The 24,703-nt window shown below is 67.7% G+C and carries 26 protein-coding genes; 16 read left to right on the top strand and 10 right to left on the bottom strand.

What is annotated here, in order from left to right; translation table 11 throughout:
- Positions 1 to 7: 7 nt before the first annotated feature.
- Genes ACIQ0W_RS09915 through mnhG form a run of 6 tightly spaced genes read left to right on the top strand, consistent with a single transcriptional unit; the run spans position 8 to position 6,236 of the window.
- Positions 8 to 2,932 (top strand): Na+/H+ antiporter subunit A, encoded by a 2,925-nt coding sequence (locus ACIQ0W_RS09915; protein WP_396642649.1) that lies wholly within the window; start codon positions 8 to 10, stop codon positions 2,930 to 2,932.
- A complete protein-coding gene (locus tag ACIQ0W_RS09910) occupies positions 2,932 to 3,471 on the top strand; it encodes a Na(+)/H(+) antiporter subunit C (RefSeq protein ID WP_100814574.1) in 540 nt (179 codons plus the stop codon). Before ACIQ0W_RS09915 ends, ACIQ0W_RS09910 begins: the two co-directional genes overlap by 1 nt.
- The gene (locus tag ACIQ0W_RS09905; protein ID WP_396642636.1) at positions 3,468 to 5,021 is read left to right on the top strand and encodes a Na+/H+ antiporter subunit D; all 1,554 of its coding nucleotides are present in this window, start codon (positions 3,468 to 3,470) and stop codon (positions 5,019 to 5,021) included. Before ACIQ0W_RS09910 ends, ACIQ0W_RS09905 begins: the two co-directional genes overlap by 4 nt.
- Positions 5,018 to 5,605, top strand: coding sequence for a Na+/H+ antiporter subunit E (locus tag ACIQ0W_RS09900; RefSeq protein WP_396642634.1), 588 nt, complete (start codon positions 5,018 to 5,020; stop codon positions 5,603 to 5,605). Before ACIQ0W_RS09905 ends, ACIQ0W_RS09900 begins: the two co-directional genes overlap by 4 nt.
- Positions 5,602 to 5,868 carry a monovalent cation/H+ antiporter complex subunit F gene (locus tag ACIQ0W_RS09895; protein WP_396642633.1) on the top strand — a complete coding sequence of 89 codons (267 nt, stop codon included), beginning with the start codon at positions 5,602 to 5,604 and terminating at the stop codon, positions 5,866 to 5,868. Before ACIQ0W_RS09900 ends, ACIQ0W_RS09895 begins: the two co-directional genes overlap by 4 nt.
- Positions 5,865 to 6,236, top strand: coding sequence for a monovalent cation/H(+) antiporter subunit G (gene mnhG / locus ACIQ0W_RS09890; protein WP_396642632.1), 372 nt, complete (start codon positions 5,865 to 5,867; stop codon positions 6,234 to 6,236). The genes ACIQ0W_RS09895 and mnhG overlap by 4 nt, the downstream gene beginning before the upstream one ends.
- Before the next feature lie 3 nt (positions 6,237 to 6,239).
- On the opposite strand, the gene argG is transcribed toward mnhG, so the two are convergent.
- The 3 genes from argG to ACIQ0W_RS09875 all read right to left on the bottom strand — a co-directional run bounded on the left by argG (position 6,240) and on the right by ACIQ0W_RS09875 (position 9,165).
- The gene (gene argG / locus ACIQ0W_RS09885; RefSeq protein ID WP_304688509.1) at positions 6,240 to 7,682 is read right to left on the bottom strand and encodes an argininosuccinate synthase; all 1,443 of its coding nucleotides are present in this window, start codon (positions 7,680 to 7,682) and stop codon (positions 6,240 to 6,242) included.
- Between the two features lie 78 nt (positions 7,683 to 7,760).
- On the bottom strand, positions 7,761 to 8,402 hold the full coding sequence (locus tag ACIQ0W_RS09880; RefSeq protein WP_396642631.1) for a peptidylprolyl isomerase: 642 nt from the start codon (positions 8,400 to 8,402) through the stop codon (positions 7,761 to 7,763).
- Between the two features lie 40 nt (positions 8,403 to 8,442).
- Positions 8,443 to 9,165, bottom strand: a complete 723-nt coding sequence (locus ACIQ0W_RS09875; protein ID WP_396642630.1) for a Pr6Pr family membrane protein — start codon at positions 9,163 to 9,165, stop codon at positions 8,443 to 8,445.
- Between the two features lie 89 nt (positions 9,166 to 9,254).
- On the opposite strand from ACIQ0W_RS09875, the gene ACIQ0W_RS09870 reads away from it, so the two are divergent.
- Positions 9,255 to 10,541 (top strand): adenylosuccinate synthase, encoded by a 1,287-nt coding sequence (locus ACIQ0W_RS09870; RefSeq protein WP_036296622.1) that lies wholly within the window; start codon positions 9,255 to 9,257, stop codon positions 10,539 to 10,541.
- Position 10,542: 1 nt separating this feature from the next.
- Entirely contained in the window at positions 10,543 to 11,856 is a 1,314-nt protein-coding gene (locus ACIQ0W_RS09865) for a lactonase family protein (RefSeq protein ID WP_396642629.1), read from the top strand.
- A gap of 141 nt (positions 11,857 to 11,997) precedes the next feature.
- Here the strand turns inward: ACIQ0W_RS09865 and ACIQ0W_RS09860 are convergent, their stop codons facing one another.
- Entirely contained in the window at positions 11,998 to 13,113 is a 1,116-nt protein-coding gene (locus ACIQ0W_RS09860) for an AI-2E family transporter (protein WP_396642628.1), read from the bottom strand.
- A 112-nt stretch (positions 13,114 to 13,225) separates the two neighbouring features.
- Here ACIQ0W_RS09860 and ACIQ0W_RS09855 point away from each other — a divergent pair, with 112 nt between their 5' ends.
- Together ACIQ0W_RS09855 and ACIQ0W_RS09850 are read left to right on the top strand one after the other, a co-directional pair.
- A complete protein-coding gene (locus ACIQ0W_RS09855) occupies positions 13,226 to 13,525 on the top strand; it encodes a chorismate mutase (RefSeq protein ID WP_036296758.1) in 300 nt (99 codons plus the stop codon).
- A 31-nt stretch (positions 13,526 to 13,556) separates the two neighbouring features.
- Positions 13,557 to 14,642 carry an ATP-binding protein gene (locus ACIQ0W_RS09850; RefSeq protein ID WP_396642627.1) on the top strand — a complete coding sequence of 362 codons (1,086 nt, stop codon included), beginning with the start codon at positions 13,557 to 13,559 and terminating at the stop codon, positions 14,640 to 14,642.
- Positions 14,643 to 14,661: 19 nt separating this feature from the next.
- Here the strand turns inward: ACIQ0W_RS09850 and ACIQ0W_RS09845 are convergent, their stop codons facing one another.
- The 3 genes from ACIQ0W_RS09845 to ACIQ0W_RS09835 are packed head-to-tail and all read right to left on the bottom strand — an operon-like array spanning position 14,662 to position 16,645.
- A complete protein-coding gene (locus ACIQ0W_RS09845) occupies positions 14,662 to 15,348 on the bottom strand; it encodes a hypothetical protein (RefSeq protein ID WP_396642626.1) in 687 nt (228 codons plus the stop codon).
- Entirely contained in the window at positions 15,345 to 16,256 is a 912-nt protein-coding gene (locus ACIQ0W_RS09840) for an ABC transporter ATP-binding protein (protein WP_396642625.1), read from the bottom strand. Before ACIQ0W_RS09840 ends, ACIQ0W_RS09845 begins: the two co-directional genes overlap by 4 nt.
- Positions 16,253 to 16,645, bottom strand: coding sequence for a GntR family transcriptional regulator (locus ACIQ0W_RS09835; RefSeq protein WP_396642624.1), 393 nt, complete (start codon positions 16,643 to 16,645; stop codon positions 16,253 to 16,255). Before ACIQ0W_RS09835 ends, ACIQ0W_RS09840 begins: the two co-directional genes overlap by 4 nt.
- 355 nt (positions 16,646 to 17,000) lie before the next feature.
- Between ACIQ0W_RS09835 and ACIQ0W_RS09830 the strand changes: the two genes are divergently transcribed.
- Genes ACIQ0W_RS09830 through ACIQ0W_RS09820 form a run of 3 tightly spaced genes read left to right on the top strand, consistent with a single transcriptional unit; the run spans position 17,001 to position 20,228 of the window.
- Positions 17,001 to 18,293 (top strand): glycine betaine/L-proline ABC transporter ATP-binding protein, encoded by a 1,293-nt coding sequence (locus ACIQ0W_RS09830; protein WP_396642623.1) that lies wholly within the window; start codon positions 17,001 to 17,003, stop codon positions 18,291 to 18,293.
- Entirely contained in the window at positions 18,293 to 19,258 is a 966-nt protein-coding gene (locus ACIQ0W_RS09825) for an ABC transporter permease (protein ID WP_396642622.1), read from the top strand. Before ACIQ0W_RS09830 ends, ACIQ0W_RS09825 begins: the two co-directional genes overlap by 1 nt.
- Positions 19,259 to 19,316: 58 nt before the next feature.
- Complete coding sequence (locus ACIQ0W_RS09820; protein WP_396642621.1) at positions 19,317 to 20,228, top strand: glycine betaine ABC transporter substrate-binding protein; 912 nt, start codon at positions 19,317 to 19,319, stop codon at positions 20,226 to 20,228.
- Between the two features lie 163 nt (positions 20,229 to 20,391).
- On the opposite strand, the gene arfB is transcribed toward ACIQ0W_RS09820, so the two are convergent.
- Together arfB and ACIQ0W_RS09810 are read right to left on the bottom strand one after the other, a co-directional pair.
- Positions 20,392 to 20,829, bottom strand: a complete 438-nt coding sequence (gene arfB / locus ACIQ0W_RS09815; protein ID WP_396642620.1) for an alternative ribosome rescue aminoacyl-tRNA hydrolase ArfB — start codon at positions 20,827 to 20,829, stop codon at positions 20,392 to 20,394.
- A 41-nt stretch (positions 20,830 to 20,870) separates the two neighbouring features.
- On the bottom strand, positions 20,871 to 21,188 hold the full coding sequence (locus ACIQ0W_RS09810; RefSeq protein ID WP_396642619.1) for a YbjQ family protein: 318 nt from the start codon (positions 21,186 to 21,188) through the stop codon (positions 20,871 to 20,873).
- Between the two features lie 77 nt (positions 21,189 to 21,265).
- Between ACIQ0W_RS09810 and ACIQ0W_RS09805 the strand changes: the two genes are divergently transcribed.
- The 3 genes from ACIQ0W_RS09805 (at position 21,266) to ACIQ0W_RS09795 (ending at position 23,769) form a co-directional block, all read left to right on the top strand.
- Positions 21,266 to 21,841, top strand: coding sequence for an AAA family ATPase (locus ACIQ0W_RS09805; RefSeq protein ID WP_396642618.1), 576 nt, complete (start codon positions 21,266 to 21,268; stop codon positions 21,839 to 21,841).
- Positions 21,842 to 21,920: 79 nt separating this feature from the next.
- Positions 21,921 to 23,462, top strand: coding sequence for a LuxR C-terminal-related transcriptional regulator (locus ACIQ0W_RS09800; protein ID WP_396642617.1), 1,542 nt, complete (start codon positions 21,921 to 21,923; stop codon positions 23,460 to 23,462).
- A 103-nt stretch (positions 23,463 to 23,565) separates the two neighbouring features.
- Positions 23,566 to 23,769, top strand: coding sequence for a hypothetical protein (locus tag ACIQ0W_RS09795; RefSeq protein ID WP_396642616.1), 204 nt, complete (start codon positions 23,566 to 23,568; stop codon positions 23,767 to 23,769).
- A gap of 29 nt (positions 23,770 to 23,798) precedes the next feature.
- Here ACIQ0W_RS09795 and ACIQ0W_RS09790 read toward each other — a convergent pair whose 3' ends face one another.
- Positions 23,799 to 24,695, bottom strand: a complete 897-nt coding sequence (locus tag ACIQ0W_RS09790) for a hypothetical protein (RefSeq protein WP_396642615.1) — start codon at positions 24,693 to 24,695, stop codon at positions 23,799 to 23,801.
- Positions 24,696 to 24,703 lie beyond the last annotated feature (8 nt).

Here is a 24,703-nt window from a genome sequence, read left to right as displayed (position 1 = left end):
GACGCCCGTGCTGCTGATCCTCGCTGCGTTCGCCGTCATCTCGTTGGCAATGCCGTGGCTCGTTCGGACCCTCGGATCGCGGGCGTTCTACATCGCCGCAGCGATGGCGGCGGTGGCGTTCGTCGAGGCGGTTCTGAGGACGCCCGACGTCATCGCGGATCGGACGCCCTTCGAGTCGTTCGAGTGGATCCCCGCGCTCGGCATTTCGCTGTCGATGCGCATGGACACGCTCGCGTGGGTCATGACCCTCGTTGTCACCGGCGTGGGCGCGCTCGTGCTGCTCTATTGCCGCTGGTATTTCCGCGACAAGCCGGAGGGCCTCGGACAGTTCGCGGCGGTGCTGCTCGCATTTGCCGGAACGATGTACGGCTTGGTGCTGACGGACGACATCGTCGTGCTGGTGATGTTCTGGGAGATCACGAGCATCCTGTCGTACCTGCTGATCGGGTACTACCACCGCCGGGCCGGGAGTCGCCGCGCCGCCCTCCAAGCCCTCCTGGTCACGACCCTCGGCGGACTCGTGATGTTGATCGGGGTCGTGCTGCTGGTCGTCGACACGGGTACGTCGAGCCTGTCCGGCATCCTCGAGATCGCGCCGAGCGGGCCGGTGGTCGATGCCGCGCTCGTGCTGCTCCTCGTCGGCGCACTCAGCAAGTCGGCGATCTTCCCCTTCCACTTCTGGCTGCCGGGCGCGATGGCCGCCCCGACCCCGGTGAGCGCGTATCTGCACGCCGCCGCGATGGTGAAGGCCGGGATCTACCTGCTTGCCCGCCTCTCGCCCGTGTTCGCGGATGCCCCGCCGTGGCGGCCGATCGTCATCTCGCTGGGCGTGCTGACGATGCTGATCGGAGGCATCCAGGCGTTGCGCGAACGCGACCTGAAGCGCATCCTCGCCTTCGGTACCGTGAGCCAGCTCGGGTTCCTCACCGTTGTCCTCGGCTTCGGAACGCGCGACGCGGCGCTCGCCGGCCTTGCGCTGCTGCTCGCGCACGCGCTGTTCAAGTCCAGCCTGTTCCTGATCGTCGGTGTCATCGACCGCCAGCTCTCCACGCGCGATATCTCGGAGTTGTCGGGCCTCGGCCGTCAGGCTCCCGTGATGGCGACCTTCGCGTTCATCGCGATCGGATCGATGGCCGGGGTGATTCCTACGCTCGGCTTCGTCGCGAAAGAGGGCGTGCTCACGGCCCTTCTCGATGAGGCTCAGGGCGGCTCGGCCTGGGGCCTCGTTGCTCTGATCGGCATCCTGATCGGATCCGTGTTCACGGTCGCCTACGGCATCCGATTCCTGTGGGGCGCGTTCTTCCGTAAGCGGGACGTGCCGGTGACCGAGTGGCCCGACCCGCCGATCGGCTTCCTCGCGGCTCCCATCGTCCTCTCGGGTCTGTCGATCGTCGGTGGTTTTGCCGCACCGTGGCTGGATGTCGCGCTGCAGGGTTACGCCGACACCGCGCCGGCTTCGACGCCCGGAGTCGCGGCCCCCGAGTACGCCTACCACCTGGCGCTCTGGCACGGGCTCGAGCCCGCTCTGTTCCTCTCGCTCGCGACGCTGGTCGGCGGTGCGCTGGTCTTCGCTCTCGCGCAGGCGACGCGGTGGGATACCCGTCGGAGACTCGTGCGATTCACGGCGTCGGATGTCTATTACGAGGTCGTTCGTCAGGTCGACCGCCTCTCGGTCGCCACGACGACCCTCACGCAGCGCGGTTCGCTCCCGATCTATGTCGGCACGATCTTCGTGGTGCTCGTCGCCGCCGAGACGACCGTGATGCTCGCCTCACCGACGTGGCGCGCGCAGCTCGATGCGTGGCAGTCGCCCATCCAGCTCGTCGCCGCGCCCCTCATGATCGCCGCGGGTATCGCCGCGGTGCTCGCCCGCAAGCGGTACACCGGTGTTGTGCTCGTGTCGGTGACGGGGCTCGGCATGGTGCTGCTGTTCGCCACGAGCGGGGCGCCCGACCTCGCCCTCACGCAGATCCTCATCGAGACCGTTACGCTCGTCGCCTTCGCCCTGGTGCTGCGCCGCCTCCCCGCGCAGATGGGCGATCACAACGCCTCCGTCGCCCGGGTTCCGCGAGCCATCCTGGCTATAGGTGTCGGCGTGACGATGGCCATGGTCGCCGCGATCGCGACCGGCGCGCGCATCGAGGCACCGATATCGGAATCGTGGCCGCCGCTCGCCTACGAGCTGGGACACGGGCGCAATGTCGTGAACGTGGCTCTGGTGGACATCCGTGGGTGGGACACGATGGGCGAGCTCTCGGTGCTCGTGCTCGCGGCAACGGGTGTCGCATCCCTCGTCTTCGTCACCGATCGCGCCGACAATCTGCAGCGGCTGACCTCGGGCGTGCCCACGATGCCCGCTCGCCGCCGGCGTCGTCCGCTGGTCGAGACGCTCGCCGGCCCGCGCCCGCAGTCCGCGGCTAACGCGGGCAGCCCGCAGACGTGGCTTGTCGGTGGCCAGCGGATGCGCCCCGAAAATCGCTCGATCATCCTCGAGGTCATCGTGCGCGTGCTGTTCCACACGATCATCGTCGTCTCGATCTACCTGCTCTTCGCCGGCCACAACCTGCCGGGTGGCGGGTTCGCGGGCGGCCTCGTCGCGGGCATGGCGCTCGTCATGCGCTACGTGGCCGGTGGACGGTACGAACTGGGAGCGGCCGCCCCGACGGATGCGGGCCGCCTGCTCGGGGCGGGCATGGCGATCGCCGTCGCCTGCGCCGTCGTCCCCCTCTTCTTCGGTGCTCCGCCGCTCACGAGCGCGTTCATCGAGGCCGAGCTGCCCGTTTTGGGCCACGTCGAATTCGTCACGACGACGATCTTCGACATCGGCGTCTACCTCGTCGTGGTGGGCCTCGTGCTCGATGTGCTGCGCAGCCTCGGCGCCGAGGTCGATCGGCAGAGCCAGCCCGTTCGCGTGGGAGAGGTGGTCAGCTGATGAACGCCTCCCTGACCCTCATCATCGTGATGGGCGCGCTCTTCGCCTGCGGCGTCTACGCCATGCTCGAGCGCAGCCTCACGCGCGTGTTGATCGGATTCCTCCTGCTCGGCAATGCGGCGAACCTGTTGCTGTTGATCGTCATGGGCCAGCCCGGCATCGCCCCGTTCTACGGTTCGGGCGAGACATCCGACATGTCCGATCCGCTGCCGCAAGCCCTCACGCTCACGGCGATCGTGATCACCTTCGCCATCTCGGCGTTCATGCTCGCCCTGATCTACCGGTCGTGGCAGCTCGGACAGGCCGACACCGTCATGGACGACGAGGAAGACGTCGCCCTGCGTGAGCGCGGCGTCCAATCCGAGGACGCGATGGATGACGAGGGCTCAGCGGATGCCGAGGCCCCGACCGACTTCGTCGGTGTCGAGACCGCGCCCATCACCGTGCTGCACAGCCGGGACTTCCCGGGCCTCGTGGACGATGCGCCGACCGACAAACCCGCGACTCGTCGCCGGCCGAACGGGGGTGAGGACTCGTGAGCTCGCTCGTGCCCTTGCTCGTCGCCCTGCCGCTCATCGGTGCCGCCCTCACCCTGATCTTCGGGCGCCGTCGCCGCTTCCAGGTCGCGATCTCGGTCGTCACCCTCGCCGCTGTTCTCGTCATCGCGGCGATTCTGCTGGTGGCTGTTGACCAAGGTGAGCCCATCGCGGTGTCGGTGGGCGGATGGCCGATCCCCTTCGGAATCGTGCTCTACGTCGATCCCCTCGCCGCGCTGCTCGTGCTCGTGTCGAGCATCGTCCTGATCGCGGTTCTGCTGTTTTCCATCGGCCAGGGTGCCGCGGACGGCGACGAAGAAACACCGGTCTCGATCTTCTATCCCTCCTATCTGATCCTCGCGGCCGGAATTTTCAACGCCTTCATCGCCGGCGACCTGTTCAACCTGTACGTCGGGTTCGAGATCCTGCTCGTTGCCTCGTATGTGCTCATCACCCTCGGCAGTACCGAGTCCCGCATCCGCACGGGTGTCGTCTACATCGTCGTCTCCCTCGTCTCGTCGATCCTGTTCCTTTCGGCGATCGCCGCGATCTATGCCTCCCTTGGCACCGTGAACATGGCGCAGATCGCCGCGCGCATGGGTGAGTTGCCGCAGGACGTCCAGCTCGTGCTCCACATGCTGCTGCTCGTCGCGTTCAGCATCAAGGCGGCGGTGTTCCCGCTCTCGTTCTGGCTACCGGACTCGTATCCGACCGCGCCTGCCCCCGTCACGGCGGTGTTCGCCGGGTTGCTGACGAAGGTCGGCGTCTACGCGATCATCCGCACCGAGACGCAGATCTTCCCGAACAACGACATCAACCTGCTGCTGATGGTGATCGCGCTCGCCACGATGATCGTCGGGGTGCTGGGTGCCGTCGCGCAGGCGGAGCTCAAACGCATCCTGTCGTTCACGCTTGTCAGCCACGTCGGATACATGATCTTCGGATTGGCGATCGGCACCGCGGCCGCGTACGGAGCGACGATCTACTACATCGTCCACCACATCATCGTGCAGACGACCCTGTTCCTGGCCGTGGGGCTGATCGAGCGCCGGGCGGGCAGCACGTCGATTTTGCGGGTCAAGGGTCTGATGCGGGCGGCACCGGTGATCGCCGTGCTCTACTTCATCCCCGCGGTCAACCTCGGCGGACTGCCACCCTTCTCGGGATTCATCGGGAAGTTCGCCCTGTTCGACGCCGGTGCTCAGGTCGGTACGCCGGTCGTCATGGTGCTCATCGTCGGCGGAATCGTGACCTCGTTGCTGACCCTCTACGCGCTCATGCGTGCCTGGAACCTGTCGTTCTGGCGCGAGGAAGAGGATTCTTCCGAGACGGAGGCGCGCATCGCGCACCTCGGCCGGTCGACGGGCGCCGCGGTCGAGACTGAGCGACGCGTCATCCCCCGCATCATGACGGCTGCGACCGGAGGGATGGTTGCGGTCACTCTCGCCCTGACGATCTTCGCGGGTCCCCTCCTGGACATCTGCATGCGTGCGGGGGAGCTGTTGACGCAACCGGTCACCATCACCCAGATCGATGAGGAGGCAGAGGAATGAGTCCCGACTCTCGTGCCTCCCACGCCCGCCACATCTGGGCGCAGCTGCCGTTCTTCGGTTGGTTGATCGCCCTGTGGATGTTGCTGTGGGGCCAATTCACCGTGCTGGCCTTCGTCACGGGCCTGATCGTCGCGATCTTCGTCACCCGGATCTTCCGGCTGCCGCCGGTCGACCTGTCGGGACGCCTGAACCCCTGGTACGGACTCGTCTTCGTGACGACCTTTCTCGCGGCCCTGGTGCGTGGTTCGCTCCTCGTCGCCTGGCAGGTGCTCGACGCCCGCCGCCAACCCGGTGCCGCGGTCATCGCCGTGCCGCTGCGCACCGACGACGATCTGATCATGAGTCACACCGCCGTCACGGCATCTCTTATCCCGGGATCGATCATCCTCGAGGCGGATCGGGATCGACGGGTCCTGTACCTGCACGTCTTGGGCGTGCGAAACGAAACCGACGTCGAGCTCCAGCGCCGCGCGATTCTCGGGTGGGAGGCCCGAATCGTCCGCGCCGTGGGCTCGCGCGAGCAGGTACGCGTCATCCGGGAGTCCGCCATCGACTCGCCGCGTCAGGGAGGTGCCAGCGTATGAACGTGCTCATCGCCATCATCCTGATCGTCTTCGCGGTCGCGGCGCTGCTCGCGCTGGTCCGCGTCGTCATCGGACCGTCCATCCTCGACCGTGTGGTTGCGAGTGACGTGCTGTTGACCGAGGTCATGTGCATCCTCGGTGCCGACATGGTGATCAATCAGCACACGCGATCGCTTCCCGTTCTGCTCATCATCGCGGCCGTGGGAGTGTTCGGTTCGATCTCGGTCGCCCGGTTCGTCGCGAGGAGGGACAATCCCCGATGATCGACCTCGACTGGTTGGCGATCGCCGACACCACCGCGCTCGTCCTGGTGTTGATCGGCGCGTTGCTGTGCCTGACCGCATCCATCGGTCTGCTGCGCCTCCGAGACGTGCCCGCCCGCCTGCACGCCGCCACCAAGCCGCAGGTGCTCGGGCTGCTGTTGATCTGCATCGCGATCGCGCTGTCGCTGCGTGCGTGGCCCGTCGCGGCGTTCGTGGCCCCGGTGTTCCTGATTCAGCTCGCCACGGCGCCGCTGTCGGCACACATGGTGGGCCGCGCGGCGTACCGCAACGGAACTTTCGACGAGAGCTCGCTCATCGTCGACGAGCTGCGCGAGTCGCGCGAGACGCCCCCCGCAGCGGGCGGCTGAACGTCAGTCGGTGCCGGAGTCGAAAGCGGCGGCTTCGGATGCCTCGTCCACCGCATCCGCGAGTCGCTCACGGTCGGGGTCGAACGGGGCAGCGTGCTCGGTGATCTCGGCGGATTCGCCCGCCTTGAGGTTGCCGACGAGCGCGGCCGTTGCGCCACCGATCATTCCCATCGCCGCGTACTGCTCGAGACGCGTGCGCGAGTCGGCGATGTCGAGGTTGCGCATCGTGAGCTGGCCGATGCGGTCGGTCGGGCCGAAGGCGGCGTCGCCGACACGTTCCATCGACAGCTTCTCGGGTCCGTAGGACATCACGGGGCCGGTCGTGTCGAGGATCGTGTAGTCCTCGCCGCGGCGCAACCGCAGGGTGACGGTTCCGGTGATGGTCGAACCGACCCACTTCTGGATCGACTCGCGCAGCATGAGCGACTGCGGCTCGAGCCAGCGGCCCTCGTACATCAGGCGGCCGAGGCGGCGGCCCTGCTCGTGGTACGTCGCGAGGGTGTCCTCGTTGACGATCGCGTTGACGAGTCGCTCGTACGCGGTGAAGAGCAGGGCCATGCCGGGGGCTTCGTAGATTCCGCGGCTCTTGGCCTCGATGATCCGGTTCTCGATCTGATCGCTCATGCCGAGCCCGTGGCGTCCACCGATCGCGTTCGCCTCGCGGACGAGCTCGACGGGGTCACCGAACTCGCGGCCGTTGATGGCGACGGGACGGCCGGCCTCGAAGGTGATCGTGACATCCTCCGTGGCGATCGCGACGGATTCGTCCCAGAACCGCACACCCATGATGGGCTCGACGGTCTCGAGCGAGACGTCGAGGTGCTCCAGGGTCTTGGCCTCGTGCGTCGCACCCCAGATGTTGGCGTCGGTCGAGTACGCCTTCTCGGCGGAGTCACGGTATGGGAAGCCGTGCGCGACGAGCCACTCGCTCATCTCTTTGCGGCCGCCGAGCTCGGTCACGAAATCGGCGTCCAGCCACGGCTTGTATATGCGCAGACGGGGGTTTGCGAGCAGGCCGTAGCGGTAGAACCGCTCGATGTCGTTGCCCTTATAGGTCGAGCCGTCGCCCCAGATGTCGACGCCGTCTTCCTTCATCGCGCGGACGAGGAGCGTGCCGGTGACGGCCCGACCGAGCGGCGTGGTGTTGAAGTAGGTGCGTCCGCCGGAACGGATGTGGAACGCGCCACAGGCGAGAGCGCTGAAGCCCTCTTCGACGAGGGCGGCCTTCGCGTCGACGAGGCGTGAGACCTCGGCGCCGTACTCGAGGGCACGGCCCGGAATCGCCTCGACGTCGGGTTCGTCCGGCTGACCGAGGTCGCCGGTATAGGTGCAGGGGATCGCGCCCTTGTCGCGCATCCACGCGACGGCGACCGAGGTGTCCAAGCCACCGGAGAAAGCGATGCCGACGCGCTCGCCGACGGGCAGGGACTGAAGGACCTTCGACATGATTCCGATTCTAGTGAGGCCGGGATGGCGCGCCCCGCCGGTCGGCGGGGCGCGCGGTGCTGAGCAGCGTCGGGCGGATCAGCCCAGCGAGACGGCCGTGATCGTCACCGGCGTCGCGGGTGCGCCGTCGGCGGCCCCGCCCTCGGCACCGGCGGCGGCGATCTGCCGCACCACCGCAAGGCCCTCGGGTGAGAGCTTTCCGAACACGGTGTAAGCGGCCGGGAGCTCGGTGTCCTCGTAGACGAGGAAGAACTGCGAGCCGTTCGTGTCCTCTCCGGCGTTCGCCATGGCGACCGTGCCAGCCGGGTAGGTCTCTGCGCCGTCCAGCTCATCGGCGTACGAGTAGCCCGGGCCGCCCCTGCCCGTACCCGAGGGATCGCCGCACTGCAGAACGAAGATACCCGCGGTCGTCAGGCGGTGGCAGGGGCTGTTGTCGTAGTAGCCCTGCTCGGCGAGGGAGACGAAGCTGCCGACCGTGCATGGCGTCCGGTCGGCATCGAGCGTGAGCGGCACGTCCCCCTCCGTCGTCTGCAGGGTGGCTCCGACTGCGCCGGTGACGTCGGCGGTCGGCGCCGAAACATCTCGCACGCCTCCGGCGGCCTCGACGTAGGAGCAGCCTTCCGTCTCGGTGGGCGCGGCTTCCGGTGTGCCCGCGGCGCACCCGGCGAGCATCGTGAGGGTGAGCGCGACGATGGAGAGGGAGAGCAGACGCGAACGCATGGATACAGAGTAGGTGGAGCGCTGTCTTCAGCGCGGACGGCTACTCCCGGTCATTTGCGCCCCGGATCGCCCGCGCGCGACCGACCCACACCGCGAGCGCCCCGACGACGACGATCCCGACCGCGATCGCGACGACGTACACCGCGACGCCGGCGTATCCGGGCGGCTGCAGCCCCGGGTTGTTCGGGTTCAGGAAGGGATAGGGGTACCAGTACGGCTCGCCGTTGCCGGGCGACGTGACCAACGGGCCGCGCAGGAGTGTGTAGACCACCCACACGATCGGGTAGATCACGACGATCCACACCGCTCGCCACGGCAGGGCTCGCCGCCGTGGCGCGAGGAGCAGATCGAGCACGAGCACGATCGGAACGACGACGTGCATCACCTCGTTCGACCACGCCACCGTTTCGCCCTGTGGCAACTGGATGCCCCGCAGCAACAGGTTGTAGACGATGCCCGTGATCACCATGTAGGTGGTGACGCAGACCAGCAGGACGGCGAACCAGCGTGGTTCGACATCCGTTCGTCGTCCCTGCGTCCAGAACAGCAGCGCACCGATCGTCAGGGCCACAGCGGCCGCGACGTTGGACTGGATGGTGAAGAAGCTGAGGAAGTTGGCGACGACCGTGCCGACGGGTTGTCCGGCGGCCTCGGCGTTCGAGACCGTGCGGACGAGCTGGGCGATGATCGCGGCGACTCCCGCGACGGCCGTGAGCACGCGCACGACGGCCCAGAAATGGGCCCAGGCGGGGGATCGAAGCATGCGCTCACCCTAGCGATCAGAAGTCCCGGAAGGACGACGCCGGTAGGATGGTGTCTCACCCGTCCTGACAAGAAAGCCGGGGGCCCACCATGCCAGGAATCGTGATCGTCGGCGTGCAGTGGGGCGACGAAGGCAAGGGCAAAGCCACCGACCTGCTGGGCGAGCGTACCGACTGGGTCGTGAAGTTCAACGGCGGCAACAACGCCGGCCACACCGTTGTCATCGGCGACGAGAAGTACGCGCTGCATCTGCTGCCCTCGGGCATCCTCTCGCCCGGCGTCATCCCGGTGATCGGCAACGGCGTCGTCGTCGATCTCGAGGTGCTCTTCGCCGAGCTCGGCGCGCTCGCGGCTCGTGGCGTCGACACGTCGAAGCTTCGGGTCAGCGCCAACGCGCACATCATCACGCAGTACCACCGCACGCTCGACAAGGTCACCGAGCGCTTCCTCGGAAAGCGCCAGATCGGCACCACGGGACGCGGAATCGGTCCGGCGTATGCCGACAAGATCAATCGCGTGGGCATCCGCGTGCAGGACATCTTCGACGAGAACATCCTGCGGCAGAAGGTCGAGGGAGCGCTCGATCAGAAGAACCACCTCCTGGTGAAGGTGTTCAACCGTCGCGCGATCTCGGTCGACGAGGTCGTCGAGGACATGCTGTCGTACGCCGACCGCCTGCGGCCCATGGTCGCCGACACCGGACTGCTGTTGAACGACGCGCTCGACGCGGGCGATGTCGTCGTCTTCGAGGGCGGCCAGGCCACGATGCTCGACGTCGACCACGGCACGTACCCGTTCGTCACGTCGTCGTCCGCCACCGCCGGCGGCGCCGCCACGGGCTCCGGCGTGGGCCCCAACCGACTCGATCGCATCGTCGGAATCGTCAAGGCATACACGACCCGCGTCGGCTCCGGACCCTTCACCACCGAGCTGTTCGGCGACGAGGGCGACTGGCTGCGCTCGCGCGGCTTCGAGTTCGGCACGACCACGGGTCGCCCGCGCCGCGTTGGCTGGTACGACGCCCCCATCACGCGATACGCGACGCGGATCAACGGCATCACCGACCTGGTGCTGACCAAGCTCGACATCCTCACCGGTCTCGAGCAGGTTCCCGTTTGTGTCGCGTACGACGTCGATGGCGAGCGATTCGACGAGGTTCCGGTCAACCAGTCGGACTTCCACCACGCGACGCCGATCCTCGAGTACTTCCCGGGTTGGTCGGAAGACATCTCGAAGGCGCGCACGTTCGAGGACCTTCCGGTTGCGGCGCAGGATTACGTGCTGGCGCTCGAGGGCATGAGCGGCACGCGCATCTCGGTGATCGGTGTCGGCCCCGCGCGCGACCAGGTCATCGTGCGACACGACCTCGTGGACTGACATGCGGTTCTGGGTCGGGGGGTACTCCTCCGACATGGAAGGCACTGCCGAGGGCATCGGCCTGCTGACCGCGGGCGAGGATGGCTCCCCCTTCGCATCCGGCCCGCTCTCGTTTCGCGGTGCGGTGCGTCCGGCGCTCGCGTCGCCGTCGTGGATCGCGGCCCACCCCCGCCTGGACGTCGTTTATGCGGCGCTCGAGGGTGAGGGGCGGGTGGCCGCGCTGGCGCGAACCGGGGACACGTCGTTCACCGGCCTCGGTCCGTCTGTCGAGGCGGGCGAGGCGGTGTGCCACATCGCGGTCAGCCCTGGGGGCGAGTACTTGCTCGCGAGCTGCTGGGGCGATGGCCGGGTGGTGCGGATCGCTCTCGATGGCAGCGGACGCCCGACCGGACGCGCGGTTGCGCAGGCGGCGCGCGATCCGTACGGCGTCGTGGGCGCTGACCCGCGCGATCTGCCTCGCGAGGATGTCGACGACGAACCCCAAGACCCGCGGGTGGCGGCGGAACGACGCGAGGAGCGGATGTCGGGGGTGCCGGCCGACCGGGATGCCGACCGGCGCCAGGCCGCGATCGGACTCGCCGACGCCGCGGCGGCCTTACGGGCGGCTGCCGGCGCCGAGTTCGCCCACCTGATCCCTGATCACGACCGACCGACCGAGCCCGATGTGCATGGTGGCACACTGCTGACCCGCGCGGTCGACGCGGATCAGCCCACACGAACCTCCCGTGCGCACGCGGCGGCATTCCTCCCCGACGGTCGAGCACTCACGACCGACCTCGGTTTCGACCTGGTGCGGGTGTGGCGGACAGCCGCGGGTCGCTTGGTGGCCGATCACGACGTCACCCTGCCGCGCGGGTCGGGCCCGCGGCACCTGGTCGTGCACCCGAGCGGCTTCGCCTATGTGCTGACGGAGCACTCGGCCGAGGTGTTCGTGCTGGGCGCCGACCGGGCAGGACGGTGGAGCGTGCGCGGCAGCGTCCCGGCCGCGGCGCTCACGCTTCCGGATGACGCGGGTGCTGAACTCGCGGCATCCCATGATCGTGCGTTCTTGTATGCCGGGCTGCGGGGGAGCGACACGATCGCGGTGCTGCGGGTCGTAGGCGACGGCAGCAGCCTCGAGCCCGTTGCGCTCGCCGAGTCGGGGGTCACCTGGCCTCGGCATCACCTGGTCGTGCGAGACACGTTGCTCGTCGCGGGGCAGCGCTCGGACGATGTCGTGTCGCTCTCGCTCGACATCCGCACCGGCGTGCCGAGCAAGGTGCGGCAGCGGGCGAGCGTTCCGTCACCGACCCGCATCCTGCGCGTCCGCGACTGAGGCCCCGCGCCCGCCCGCCCCGCCAACCCGCCCGGGCCAGCCCGCCCCACACGCCGAAACACCCGATTTGCCCCGAAACACCCTGTGTCGCGGGGTGTTTCGGGGCAGAATGGGTGTTTCGCCGGGGTAGAGCGAGAGCGACTAGAGCTTGGAGTCTTGGCGCGGCACCCAGACCTGTTTGATGATCAGCAAAATCGATGCCGAGACCGGGATCGCGACCAGGGCGCCGATGAGGCCGAGCAGCGTGCCGCCGACGAGCGCGCCGATCACCACGAGGGCGCCGGGGATCTCGATCGTGCGGTTCATGACCCGGGGCGTCAGCACGTAGGCCTCGATCTGGATGTACGCCAGGTAGAACCCGGCGAACAGCAGTGCTGTGAGCGGGTCGGAGAACAGGGCGATGACGCTCGCGATGATCCAGTACAGAACGGGACCGATCAGCGGGATCAGGGTGATCAGAAACGCGATCACGGCCATCAGCGCCGGGAAGGGCAGGCCGAGGATCAGATGCAGGATGAAGGCGAAGATGGCGTTGGCCGTCGCCAGCACGACCATGCCGATCAAGTAGCCGCCGATCGACCCGGTGATCTGCTCGGTGAGGTCGCGCAGGCCCGGGCGGTTGCGGGCAGGCGCCAGGCGGTAGAACGCGGCCTTGATCGCCGGCATCGACGCGATGAAGTAGAGGGTCAGCACGAGCGTGATGAACGCGCCCGAAATTCCCGAGACGATGCTGATCCCGACCTGAACGGCGCCGCCACCGATCGCGGCGATGTTGCCGGGGTCGGTGATGAACGACTCGAGGTTGTTCAGCAGGTCGGGCACGGCCGCGCCGAACTGGCCCTGCAGGTAGGCGAACCAGTCGGATTGCTCGGCGGTGCTGATCAGACCCGGGATGTCGCGCACGAACTGCGAGATCTGCTGCACGACCGTCGGGATCACGAGCCACAGGATGCCCACGAGCAGCAGCGCGATACCGAGGAACACGATCGCGATCGCCCAGCCGCGCTTGACCCCGCGACGCATCAGCCAGTCGACGACCGGCTCGAGACCGAGGGCTGCGAAAAGGGCGAGCACGATGTAGATGATGACGGTCGCCAGGTTGCTGACCGCCAGGCCGAGCAGAAGGGCCGCGAGGCCACCGAGCGTCAAGGTGAACCCGACCGTGAAGGGCTGGTCGATGCGTGCCCAGAACGATCGGATCCCCGACGCGGGCGTGTCGGATGCCGGGGGCACGGGATCGGTCGTGGCGTCGCTCATGGTCACACCATACTGGGCGGTGTCAGGGGATGGTGGGCGGTGTCGTCGGACGCCAGGATCGCCGCAGCGAACGACTGGTGGGGCCGGTAGCCTCATGGGGAAGGAGGGCCCCGTGACCCACGAAAGCGATCCGCGAAACGAGCTGCTGCGCCTGCGGGCCAGCATCGACAACATCGACGCCGCGCTCGTCTACATGCTGGCCGAACGCTTCCGCTGCACCAAGCAGGTCGGCGTGCTGAAGGCGACCCACGAGATGCCGGCCTCCGACCCCACGCGCGAGATCGAACAGGTGGCTCGTTTGCGGCGTCTCGCCCTCGACGCCGATCTCGACCCCGCGTTCGCCGAGAAGTGGTTCAACTTCGTCGTGGCCGAGGTCATCCATCACCACGAGCAGGCGGCGAACGGCCGCTAGTCGAGCTTCGGACGGGTCTAGCATTCGTCTCATGTCTAGCGATCTGCCCATCGGCACGCTCATCGGCACGGTCGAACCGACGACCGCGAACGTTCTCGCCACCCGACTGAATCGGCACACGTTCTGGTGCGGACAGAGTGGCTCGGGCAAGACCTATGCCCTGGGCGTGCTGCTCGAGCAGGTGCTGCTGCACACGCGCCTCCCGCTCGTGATCCTCGACCCGAACTCGGACTTCGTCCGCCTCGGCGATGTTCGTGAGGGCGCGCCCGCCGAGCATGCCGCCGAACTCGCAACCCGAGACATTCGCGTCTTCCGTCCGGGTGACGCGGAGCGTCCGTTGCACGCCCGCTTTCTGGGCATGCCGCTGCGCTCGCGTGCCGCGCTGATGCAGATCGACCCGATGGTGGACTTCGACGAGTACAACGCCATGCTGCGGTTCGAGCCCGAGATGCCGCTCGTCGAGGGTGGTGATTTGGTCGGGCACCTGCGCTCCGGCGAGGGCCCGACCAGGCAGCGGCTGGCAACGCGGCTGGAAAACCTCGGGGTGGCCGACTGGGACCTGTGGGCCTGGGGCAAGCGTGCCGTCACCGATGACATCGATGAACGGCCGGATGCCTCGGTGCTGGACCTCGGCGGATTCCCGACCCAGGCGGAGTCGCGTGCCGCCGCCCTCGCGGTGCTCGACCATCTCTGGGAACGCCGCGAAGAGCGGATCGGACGCCTGGTCGTGATCGATGAGGCTCACAACCTGTGCCCGCCAGACCCGACAACGCCGGTCGAGCGATTGCTCACCGAACGGATCGTCCAGATCGCCGCCGAGGGACGCAAGTACGGTATCTGGTTGCTTCTCTCGACGCAGCGTCCGACGAAGGTCCACCCCAATGCACTCTCGCAGTGCGACAACCTGGCCCTCATGCGGATGAGCTCGCCACGCGACCTCGACGACCTCTCGGCGGTTTTCGGTTACGCGCCGCAGTCGTTGCTGGAGCGATCACCCGGGTTCGCGCAAGGCCAGGCACTGTTCGCGGGCGGTTTCGTCACCGCGCCGACGCTGGTGCAGATGGGCGAGCGTCTGACCCATGAGGGCGGCAGCGACGTGCGGGTGCCGCTGCGCTGACGAGCCGGGCCCTGGGCGCCTACGGAACCGCGCGCCGCAGCGGGATGAACGACGTTCCTGCGAGCACCGCGATGACGAGGATCGACCACAGAGCGAGGCTCAGCGCAGTCTGTCCGGCGAACCAGCCGAAGATCGCACCCCACGAGTCGGTCCGCCCGATCAGCCACATCGCGGCGACCAGCACCGCACCGAACGTGATCAGCGTCGCGGTCAGCCAGAAGGCCCCGAACCGCTTGTAGAGCGTGGCCGACCAGAACCCGACCGAGAAGAATGTCATCGCGAGCAGGAAGTAGAACGCGAACGCCGCCAGAGGCCCGCCCTGCCAGATCTCGTCGCCGTAGAAGATCCAGCCGTTCATACCCCAGCCATCCGTCGCCCGTTCGATCAGGCCGCCGATCACGAAGACGACCGAGAGGATGGCCGAGGTGATCGCCGCGGTCAGATACGTGCCGAGGAAGAACTCGCGTCGGGTCACGCTCATCGCCTGCGAGAACGGGAAGGTGAGGGTGAGCGATTGCACGCCGACGACAAGGAAGTACCACAGTGGCGCCTGGGCGCCCCCGCCGACCTTGACCCCGTCGCCCGGGATGAGCGCATAGACCGCCAGCGAAAGGACGAAAGCTCCGGCGAGTACGAGCAGCGGGATCCAGATGTAGGTGTTGCGGTTGATCAGCTGCATCCGGACGACGTTCAGTGTGCGGCTCATCGCAGGGCTCCCTCATCGATCGGCGCGGCGGCGGACTCCGCCGCGTGCTGGGTGATACGGACGATCAGCTGCTGCAGCGAGACGGGTGCGGCATCGAGCCCTGCCGCCGCGAGATTTCGGCGATCCTCGGCTGTCAGGGCGCCGAGCACGGTCACCGAGCTGACCCGGCCGAGGCTCTCGCGATGGATGACCTCGCGGCCCGCGACGAATGCGTCGACCGCCGCCGAGTCGCCCACGATGTTGGCGGCGCGGTCGCGCACGGCATCCGTCTCTTCATCCATCACGATGCGCCCACGATCGATGACGAGGACGCGCTCGAGCAGGTTCGAGACCTCGTCGATCAGGTGCGACGACAGGATGACGGTGCGCGGATGCTCGGTGTAGTCCTCGATCAGACGGTCGTAGAAGATCTGCCGCGCGACCGCGTCGAGCCCGAGGTAGGGCTCGTCGAAGAACGTGATCTCGGCGCGCGACGCCAGGCCGATGATGACCCCGACGGCCGAGAGCTGCCCGCGCGAGAGCTTCTTGATCGCCTTCTTCTGCGGTAGCTGCAGCTCGTCGATCAGGCGGTCGGCGAGGTCCTGGTCCCAGTTCGGGAAGAAGAGTCGGGCCGCACCGAATGCGTGCTTGGGGAGAGCATCGTCGGGGTACTTCTGGCTCTCGCGCACGAAGCACATCCGCCGCAGCACCCGGGCGTTCTCATAGGGGTGCTCGCCGAACACGCGGATCTGCCCGCTTGTGGCGAAGTTCTGCGCGGTGAGGATCGACATGACGGTGGTCTTGCCGGCGCCGTTGCGGCCGAGCAATCCGTAGATCACGTCCTTCTCGATCGTGAACGACACGTCGTCCACCGCGAGGGTGTCTCGGTATCGCTTAGTCAGGTTCTGCACCTCGATCACCGGGTTCATGGCATGGTCCTTTCGGAAGGCGCGGGAGTGCTGTCGTCGGCGCGCTCGCGGATGAGCGCGACGAGGTCGTCGGGTCCGAGACCCAGTCGGTGAGCTTCGGCGAGGAGGGGTTCGAGGTAACGATCCGAGAACGCTCCGCGCCGGACGGTGAGCACCCGATCGCGGGCGCCCGCGGCGACGAACATGCCGATACCGCGCCGCTTGTAGAGCACGCCCTGGTCGACGAGCATCGAAACTCCTTTCGCCGCTGTCGCGGGGTTGATGCGGTAGAAGGCCGCGAGCTCGTTTGTGGACGGGGCCTGGGATTCTTCGGCGAGACTGCCGTCGACGATCTGGTCCTCGATGCTCTCGGCGATCTGCAGGAACAGGGCCCGGCCTTCTTCGATCACACGTTCCTCCGGCCAGTGGGTTAGTTAGTTACATGAGTAAGTAACCATATGACCCCGAATCTGTCAAGATATGACTGAAATCGACCGTTTTGCGGCCGCTCAGATTTGCCCCATTTGCCCATGTCTGATGGTCTGGAACCAGAGGCCATGTGGCCTTCACGACCAGTCCGCGCTCGTTAGACCCCAACCCGATGGGTGTGTCAGCGAAGCGTACGGTCGGCGATCTGGGCGGTAGACCCGATGTCCACCGCCGGTGTCGCGAGAGTCCCGAACGGGATGCCCGCAGGCCGAGGATCGCCCACCCGGGCGTGACCGATGCGATCCCGTGAGCGCTGGGACGCCGAGGTAGCAACACGTGTCAACCGCGCATGCCATCGAGGCTCAAGGTCTCTACAAAGTCTTCGGCCGCAACCCCAAGCAGGCGGTCAAGCGTTTAGCCGCCGGCGAGAGCCGCACCGAGGTCGAGGACGCCGGCACCGCCGCCGTGATCGACGCGAGCTTCACGGTCGAGCGCGGCGAGATCTTCGTGATCATGGGGCTCTCCGGCTCCGGCAAGTCGACCATCATCCGCATGCTCAACGGTCTGCACGACGCCACGGCCGGCACGATCACCGTGCAGGGCCAGGCGGTGACCGACATTCCCGCCGGCAAGCTGCGAGACATCCGGCGCGATCGGATGTCGATGGTCTTCCAGCACTTCGCACTGATGCCGCACCGCACCGTCGCCGCGAACGTCGCCTACCCGCTCGAGCTCCGCGGCGTCGCCAAGGCCGACCGCCTCGCGAAAGCCGAGGAGATCCTCGCGATGGTCGGTCTGCAGGGCTGGGGCGAGAAGCTTCCCTCCGAGCTGTCCGGTGGCATGCAGCAGCGCGTCGGCATCGCCCGCGCGCTCGCCGCAGACACCGATGTGCTGCTGATGGACGAGGCATTCAGCGCCCTGGACCCGCTCATCCGACGTGAGATGCAGGAGCAGCTGCTCTCTCTCCAGCAGAAGCTCAAGAAGACGATCGTCTTCATCACACACGACCTCAACGAGGCCATGCTCCTCGGAGACCGCATCGCCGTCATGCGCGATGGCCGCATCGTGCAGATCGGCACGCCCGAAGACATCCTGACCGACCCGGCCAACGACTATGTCGAGCAGTTCGTGCAGGATGTCGACCGCACCCGCGTGCTCACCGCCGCCAACGTCATGGAACTGCCGCGCCCCGTCGTCGGCGAGGGGGCCGGGCCGCGTACGGCTCTTCGTCAGATGCGGGACGCCTACATGTCGGCCGTCTACGTCGTCGATCGCGAGCGGCGCCTGCTCGGAATCGTGAGCGACCACGACGCGCTCCGTCTGGTGCAGAAGGGCGCGACGACCCTCGCGTCGGTGCTCGGTCCCGTACCGCAGAGCGTCCGTGACGACGAGGTCCTGATGAACCTGTTCGTGCCCGCCGTCGAGTCGCGACTCCCGCTCGCGGTGACGGATGCCGAGGGTCGCCTTGTCGGCGTCATCCCCCGGGTGACTCTGCTCGCAGCGCTCACCCCCGGCCCCACCGCGACGGAAGAGGTCACGATCCCCGCCCAGCCCGTACCCACGACCGTGATCGACGAGGTGCTCGCCGCCGGTCCGGTCGGAGCCGCCGAGGCAGAGGGGGTGCGCTGATGGACGGTTTCCGCATCCCGATCGGTGAGTGGGTGGAGGGCGTCGTGGACTGGATCCGCGACAACTTCGAGGGCTTCTTCGATCTGATCGCCCTGGTCGTGCGCTTCCTCGTCGACGGACTCACGGATGGCCTGCTCGCCGTGCCCGTGCCGATCGCGATCGTTCTGTTCGCGCTGCTCGGATGGCTGCTGCGCTCGTGGCAGATGGGCGTCGGTACGCTGATCTCGTTCGCGCTGATCGTCGCCATGAACCTGTGGATCCCGGCCATGCAGACGCTTTCGCTCGTGCTGGTCGCAACCCTTGTGGCGCTTGTCATCGCCATCCCCCTCGGCATCTGGTCGGCGCGCAACGACACGGTTCGCGCCATCCTCAAGCCCGTGCTCGACTTCATGCAGACGATGCCCGCTTTCGTCTACCTGATTCCCGCGATCACCTTCTTCAGCATCGGTGTCGTGCCGGGCCTCGTCGCCACGGTGATCTTCGCACTGCCCCCGGGTGTGCGTCTGACCGAGCTCGGCATCCGCGGCGTCGATTCCGAGACCGTCGAGGCGGGCCATGCCTTCGGCGCCAAGCCCGGTCAGATCCTGCGCGGCATTCAGCTGCCGCTGGCGATGCCGACGATCATGGCCGGCGTTAACCAGGTCATCATGCTCGCGCTCTCGATGGCGGTGCTCGCCGGAATCGTCGGCGCGGACGGCCTCGGCAAGATCGTCGTCCAGTCGGTCTCGACGGTCAACCTGGCCCTCGGCGTCGAAGCGGGCCTCGGAGTCGTCATCATCGCGGTCTTCCTCGACCGCGTCACGGCCGCCCTCGGTAGCCCCGCCGAGTACCGCTCGTCGCTGCTCGGCGTGCTCGGCCGTCGTCGCAACGCCTCGGCGGGCGCGGCGAACGGGTCGCACATCGCTGCGGAGCAGGCGGACCGTGAGGTCGCCTCGCCCCGCAGAGCGCCCATCATCACTCCGTGACTCACGAAGCCCCATACCCATACGGAACGAACGACCCATACGAAACGGAAGGAAACGCATGAACAAGCGAAACCTCACAGGCATCCTCGCCATCGGCGCCGTCGCGAGCCTCGCGCTCGCCGGATGCAGCACGACCGACGACGGCGAGGCCGGCGGCGACCCCACGATGGAAGAGTGCAGCACCATCACCCTCGGCTTTCTGCCCTCGTGGACTGATGGCCTGAGCACCGCCTACCTGCTCGAGAACCAGCTCGGAAAGCTCGGCTACGACGTCGAGATGCAGACGCTCACCGAAGCCGGCCCCCTCTACGCCGGCCTCGCCCAGGGCGACGTCGACGTCTACCCCTCGGCTTGGCCCGAGCTGACCCACGCGCAGTACATGGACGAGTACGGCGACGACATCGAAGACCTCGGCGCCTACTACGAGGGCGCGAGCCTGACGATCGCGGTGCCGAGCTACGTCGACATCGACTCGATCGAAGACCTGGCCGGCAACGCCGACCGCTTCGGTGGCCAGATCATCGGCATCGAGCCCGGCGCCGGCCTCACGGCCCAGACGCAGGACTCGATGATGCCCGAGTACGAGCTCGACGGCGAGTACGAGCTGATCACCTCGTCGACCGCCGCGATGCTCACCGAGCTCGAAGGCGCCATCGCCGGCCAGGAGGACATCGTCGTGACGTCGTGGCGTCCGTTCTGGGCCAACGACGCCTACGACCTGAAGGACCTCGAAGACCCGCTCGGCGCCATGGGCGACCCCGAGGCGCTGCACTTCCTCGGCACGACGGGCTTTGCGGACCGCTGCGCCGACGCTGCAGAGCTGATCGCCGGCATCCAGCTGGATGACGCGGCCTACGGATCGCTCGAAGACATGGTCGTGAACGAGTACGGCGAGGGCCGCGAGGCCGAGGCCGTCGAGGCATGGCTCGAGGCGAACCCCGACGCATTCGAGACGGTCGTCACCGACTGATCTGGTCTGCGTTTGTTGAGCGGGTCCCGGCTTCGGCCGGGGCCCGCTTCGTCGTGTCGATGATGTCCCACTTCGCCTCGGATTGAGCCGAATATGGCGGTGGGAAGTGGGACACGATGGCGAGAAAGTGGGACATGTGGCGGAAGCGTGGGCGGCTGCCTCGTCAGTCGGTGGGCGGTCGGCGGAGGCGTTTGACGTCGGTGCGCTGCTTCTTCGCCGTGAGGCGTCGCTCCTTGGCGCCGCGGGTCGCCTTCGTCGCTCGCCGCGGAGGCGCGGGCGGGCGTAACGCGTCGGCCAACAGTGCTGCGAGCCGCTCCCGCGCCGCATCTCGGTTGCGCAGTTGAGCGCGATGCTCGGATGCAGCGATCGTGACGACACCGTCGACCAGGCGACCGGAGAGGCGCTCGATCAGCCGCTCGCGCTGGAGCGTCGAGAGGGTGGCCGAGTTCGCGGCATCCCACACCAGTTCCACACGCGAGTCGGCGGTGTTCACTCCTTGACCGCCGGGTCCCGACGATCGCGAGAAGCGCCACGACAGTTCGGATTCGGGGATGGTGAGCGCCGCGCTCACCCGAAGACCGGGTCGATGAGCGGCGGGCATGGCTCCATCATCCTCTTGCCGGGCGGGACGCGCCCGTCCGCTCAGCTGGAGATGACGACGGCCGTGCCGTAGGCGACGACCTCCTGGAAGTTCTGGTCGAGCTCGTTGGAGTCGTAGCGCATCGCGACCACGGCGTTCGCGCCCTGGGCCTCGGCCACCGCGATCAACCGCTGGACCGCCTCGGCGCGCGTCTGCTCGAGCTGGAGCGTGAGCCCCTTGAGCTCGCCGCCGCCGAGCGCCTTGAATCCGGCACCGATCTGCGCGCCGATGTTGCGGGCGCGCACGGTCAGGCCGCTGACTTCGCCGATCACGGAGGTGATCGTGGCGCCGGGGACGTCGTTCATGGTGGTGACGAGCATGGGGAGGGCTCCTGCCGTGGCTGAGGACGAATACGCGCCCCACGCTAGCGCGAGCCGGTTGCCGGAGCGTGGATACGATGCTCAACATGCTGGGATTCGCCGACCGCTTGGAGTCCCGACCCCGGCGCATCCTCGTCACCGGTGTCTCCGGCGCGGGCAAGACGACTCTCGCAGCTCGGATCGCAGCCGTGGTGCATGCGCCGCACACCGAGATCGACGGGCTGTTCCACGGCCCGGACTGGACGCCGCGCCCCGTTTTCCTGGATGACGTGCGAGAGCTCGTGAGCGCGGATGCGTGGACCACCGAGTGGCAGTATTCGTCGGCACGAGCACTGCTGGCTGAACACGCGGACCTCGTCGTCTGGCTCGATCCGCCCTTCGTCACGGTGACCCTGCCGCGCGTCGTTCGCCGCACCCTGCGCCGTCGCCTCCGTCGTGAGGTGCTCTGGAACGGCAATATCGAACCACCGCTGCACACCTTCTTCACGAACCGTGAGCACATCGTCCGGTGGGTGATATCGACGCGGAACAAACACCGGATGCTCGTCGGTCAACTCGCTCTCGACCGCCCCGACCTGCGCATCGTGCGCTTGCGTTCGCCGCGCGAGGTCGAGGCTTGGCTGTCGGGGCCGCTGGCGGAGTGGACCCGCTGAGTGCCTGAGTGCCTCGAGTGCCTGAGCGCCGCGGGCGTCGCGGCCTAGTCGAACGGCGCCCGGGGTGTCATCCTGAAGCGTGGCAACCCAGGAGCCGGTCGACGAGGGTGAGCTCGACGCCGCGTCCTTCGAACGGATCGCTCAGGATGCCTGGTGGCGCGACGACGCCGTCGTCTGCCTGTCCGCGCGGGAACGGGCCTACCGCTCCTACCGGACGAGCGGCGACGACCGCGGCGCCGCTCGGGCAGCGACCGCTCTGGGGTACGACGCGGCGCTGTTCGGGGAGGGCTTGGCGGTTGCCCAGGGGTGGCTCTCCCGCGCGCACGAACTGCTCCACGAGCAAGATCGATTGACGCCCGAGCACGGGTGGCTGCAGGCGCGCGAGGCCGAGCTCGCGCTCAACGTCATGCACCAGCCGGAGCGTGCGTTCGACGCCGGTACCCGTGCAGCCGAGATCGGAGACGAACTCGGCATCGCAGATCTTCAGTTCGCGGGACGCGCGCTCGTCGGACTCGCGGTGGTGCGGCGGGGCAACGTCGAAGACGGGTTGGCGCGACTGAACGAGTCGGTGGCCGCAGCGCTCGCCGGCGACGTCGCCGACCCGATGTGGATGGGCAAGATCTGCTGCTGGCTCGTGGCGGCATGCCTCGAGACGCAGGACCTTGCCCGCGCGGTCGAGTGGTGCGCTCGGGTCGAACGCGTCTGCCGCGAGAATGACCTGCTGCCGCTGTTCGATGTCTGTCGGATCATCTACGCCTCGGTGCAGATCGAGAGCGGCCAGTGGCGTGAGGCCGAGGACGAACTCATCGCCGCGATCGATCGGATGAGGGCATCCCGGCGCGGAACGAGGCTGGGCGCTGTGATGGCCTTGGGGGAGTTGCGCCGACGCGAAGGTCGCCTCGAAGAAGCCGAGGGGCTGTTCGGTCAAGCGGAGTTCGATCCTCGAGCGATCCTGGGACGCGCGCTCATCCAGCTCGACCGCGGTCACGCCGGGGTGGCGTGGGATGCGATGACCTCGATGCTGGCGGCACTCGACAACACCGACACGCTCGTCAGAGCGCGGATCCTGCGGGCTGCTACTCGGTGCGCCATAGCGGCGGGGAAACGGGATCAGGGGGTAGCCGCATCCCTCGAACTCGATGCGATCGCGCGTCGTGTCGGAACTCCGGCGCTGACAGCTCAGGCCGCGGAGGCGGCGGCATTCGTGGCAGAACCTGCGGCGGCCGCGCAGGCGTGGCTGCGAGCCGTGACGCTCTTTCATGAGGCGGGTCTTCCCTTCGACGAAGCGGAGGCCCGGCTCGAACTCGCGTCGGCGCTCACCGACTCGCCGGACGAGGCGCGAGCACATCTGCGAGAGGCGGAGCGCACCCTCGTCGCGCTGGGCGTCGTTCGTCCCGGACGCGTGGCCGCCCTCGCGCCCAGCGGTCGCGATCTGATCACTCCGCGAGAGCGCGAGGTGCTTCGCCTTGTGGCGACGGGAATGACCACGGGAGACGTCGCGTCAGCCCTGGTGATCAGTGAGCACACCGTGCATCGGCACGTTGCGAACATTCTCGCGAAGCTGGATGCACCGACGCGCGCTGCGGCGGTCTCGATCGCCGCTCGAAGCGGGCTGATCTAGCCGATCCGGGTGGCGCTGACGCGACAGCCCGCTTCGTGGATCACGCCGATGGAGGGATAGCAACCCCTTTGGTTGACGGCGCGTGGAGGCGCAAGGTGGGGGCATGAGCGATCGAGATGACATGAAGAAACCCCTCGACCACCTCCCGCCGCAGGAAGAACGCGACGAGGAGGACGAAATCGAGCAGCCCGAATATCCCCTCGCCGAGGAGGCGACGGGTGGCCCATCCGTCACTCCCGACACGGCTGCCGAACCCAGCAAGCCCAATCGGCACGGCGTCGATCGGCTTCCGCCCTCGGGACGGTGACCGAGCCGCACTACTGAGGTGCTCCGCCATCATGCGTGCGGGCGAGGCCGGGTCACGCGGCCCGGGGGCGGCGTCGAGGCACGCGACGGAACGGGCCACGAACCGGTGGTCGGAGCGGATGCCGGGGGAACCGCTGGTCCTGCAGTATCGAACGGGTCTGCCGGGGGAGAGGGCGGCGGGACCGAGTCATCCGTCGTGTTCACCCCTCCGGACTCCGCTGCCGGCTGCTCGCCCGCGGTCAACTCGAGGGCGACTCGGTTCTCGAGGACTTCGATGGCCTCATCCGACACCGAGATCAGGCCGTCGAGTTCTTCCCGCACGCGTCGATACGCGAGCTGGCGCTCAGCGGGGGTCGCCGCCTGGTCCACCGCTACCGACAGAAGCTGCTTGGCGGTGTCGAGTCGTTTTCTCTCGACTTCCGTGAAGGTGCCGTCGCGGAGGCGTCGGGCATCGCGCTCGGCGATATCGAACGCCGCCTCATATTCGTGCACCGCGTCGCGGTACTCGACGAACTCGTCTTTGCCGACACGCGCTTTGGCTGATTCCGGGCGCAGCCCGTCCGCCTTGCGTTTGGCGCGGAGGAACGCCGCGGTCAATGGCTGGCGCCCATCGCTCATCGCAGGGAAAGCGATGAGCTTCGCGACGTCGAGTTCGTACTCGAGCCAGCGGGACGTGACCGCGTCGTGCGCGTCGAACAGGCGCTGAAGGCGAGTCGCCGGGGTGTCGCTCGCGCGCGGCTCCGAAGCATCCTCCACCGTCGGTTGAGTCCGCGACCCGACCTGGGCCGCGCGCAACTCGCTCTTGGCTCGCATGATCTCGAGCCGGCGCCTGTGGCGACGCTCAAGCCCCTTCTGCCAGGCTCGACCGGCGCCCCCTGCCACGCCCATCAGGGGGAAGATCAGCCACCAGAAGTGCCACAGCTCCACCCCGTCAT

Source organism: Microbacterium sp., from assembly GCF_044340635.1.
Lineage (GTDB): Bacteria > Actinomycetota > Actinomycetes > Actinomycetales > Microbacteriaceae > Microbacterium.
This window is presented reverse-complemented; position numbering and strand designations above follow the sequence as displayed.

What these genes read in the sequence shown, in the direction of transcription:
- ACIQ0W_RS09910 (WP_100814574.1), top strand. Translation starts at nt 2,932, where the DNA reads ATGAACGCCTCCCTGACCCTCATCATCGTGATGGGCGCGCTCTTCGCC.
- ACIQ0W_RS09900 (WP_396642634.1), top strand. Translation starts at nt 5,018, where the DNA reads ATGAGTCCCGACTCTCGTGCCTCCCACGCCCGCCACATCTGGGCGCAG.
- ACIQ0W_RS09895 (WP_396642633.1), top strand. Translation starts at nt 5,602, where the DNA reads ATGAACGTGCTCATCGCCATCATCCTGATCGTCTTCGCGGTCGCGGCG.
- mnhG (WP_396642632.1), top strand. Translation starts at nt 5,865, where the DNA reads ATGATCGACCTCGACTGGTTGGCGATCGCCGACACCACCGCGCTCGTC.
- argG (WP_304688509.1), bottom strand. Translation starts at nt 7,682, where the DNA reads ATGTCGAAGGTCCTTCAGTCCCTGCCCGTCGGCGAGCGCGTCGGCATC.
- ACIQ0W_RS09880 (WP_396642631.1), bottom strand. Translation starts at nt 8,402, where the DNA reads ATGCGTTCGCGTCTGCTCTCCCTCTCCATCGTCGCGCTCACCCTCACG.
- ACIQ0W_RS09875 (WP_396642630.1), bottom strand. Translation starts at nt 9,165, where the DNA reads ATGCTTCGATCCCCCGCCTGGGCCCATTTCTGGGCCGTCGTGCGCGTG.
- ACIQ0W_RS09870 (WP_036296622.1), top strand. Translation starts at nt 9,255, where the DNA reads ATGCCAGGAATCGTGATCGTCGGCGTGCAGTGGGGCGACGAAGGCAAG.
- ACIQ0W_RS09865 (WP_396642629.1), top strand. Translation starts at nt 10,543, where the DNA reads ATGCGGTTCTGGGTCGGGGGGTACTCCTCCGACATGGAAGGCACTGCC.
- ACIQ0W_RS09860 (WP_396642628.1), bottom strand. Translation starts at nt 13,113, where the DNA reads ATGAGCGACGCCACGACCGATCCCGTGCCCCCGGCATCCGACACGCCC.
- ACIQ0W_RS09850 (WP_396642627.1), top strand. Translation starts at nt 13,557, where the DNA reads ATGTCTAGCGATCTGCCCATCGGCACGCTCATCGGCACGGTCGAACCG.
- ACIQ0W_RS09845 (WP_396642626.1), bottom strand. Translation starts at nt 15,348, where the DNA reads ATGAGCCGCACACTGAACGTCGTCCGGATGCAGCTGATCAACCGCAAC.
- ACIQ0W_RS09840 (WP_396642625.1), bottom strand. Translation starts at nt 16,256, where the DNA reads ATGAACCCGGTGATCGAGGTGCAGAACCTGACTAAGCGATACCGAGAC.
- ACIQ0W_RS09825 (WP_396642622.1), top strand. Translation starts at nt 18,293, where the DNA reads ATGGACGGTTTCCGCATCCCGATCGGTGAGTGGGTGGAGGGCGTCGTG.
- ACIQ0W_RS09820 (WP_396642621.1), top strand. Translation starts at nt 19,317, where the DNA reads ATGAACAAGCGAAACCTCACAGGCATCCTCGCCATCGGCGCCGTCGCG.
- arfB (WP_396642620.1), bottom strand. Translation starts at nt 20,829, where the DNA reads ATGCCCGCCGCTCATCGACCCGGTCTTCGGGTGAGCGCGGCGCTCACC.
- ACIQ0W_RS09810 (WP_396642619.1), bottom strand. Translation starts at nt 21,188, where the DNA reads ATGCTCGTCACCACCATGAACGACGTCCCCGGCGCCACGATCACCTCC.
- ACIQ0W_RS09805 (WP_396642618.1), top strand. Translation starts at nt 21,266, where the DNA reads ATGCTCAACATGCTGGGATTCGCCGACCGCTTGGAGTCCCGACCCCGG.
- ACIQ0W_RS09795 (WP_396642616.1), top strand. Translation starts at nt 23,566, where the DNA reads ATGAGCGATCGAGATGACATGAAGAAACCCCTCGACCACCTCCCGCCG.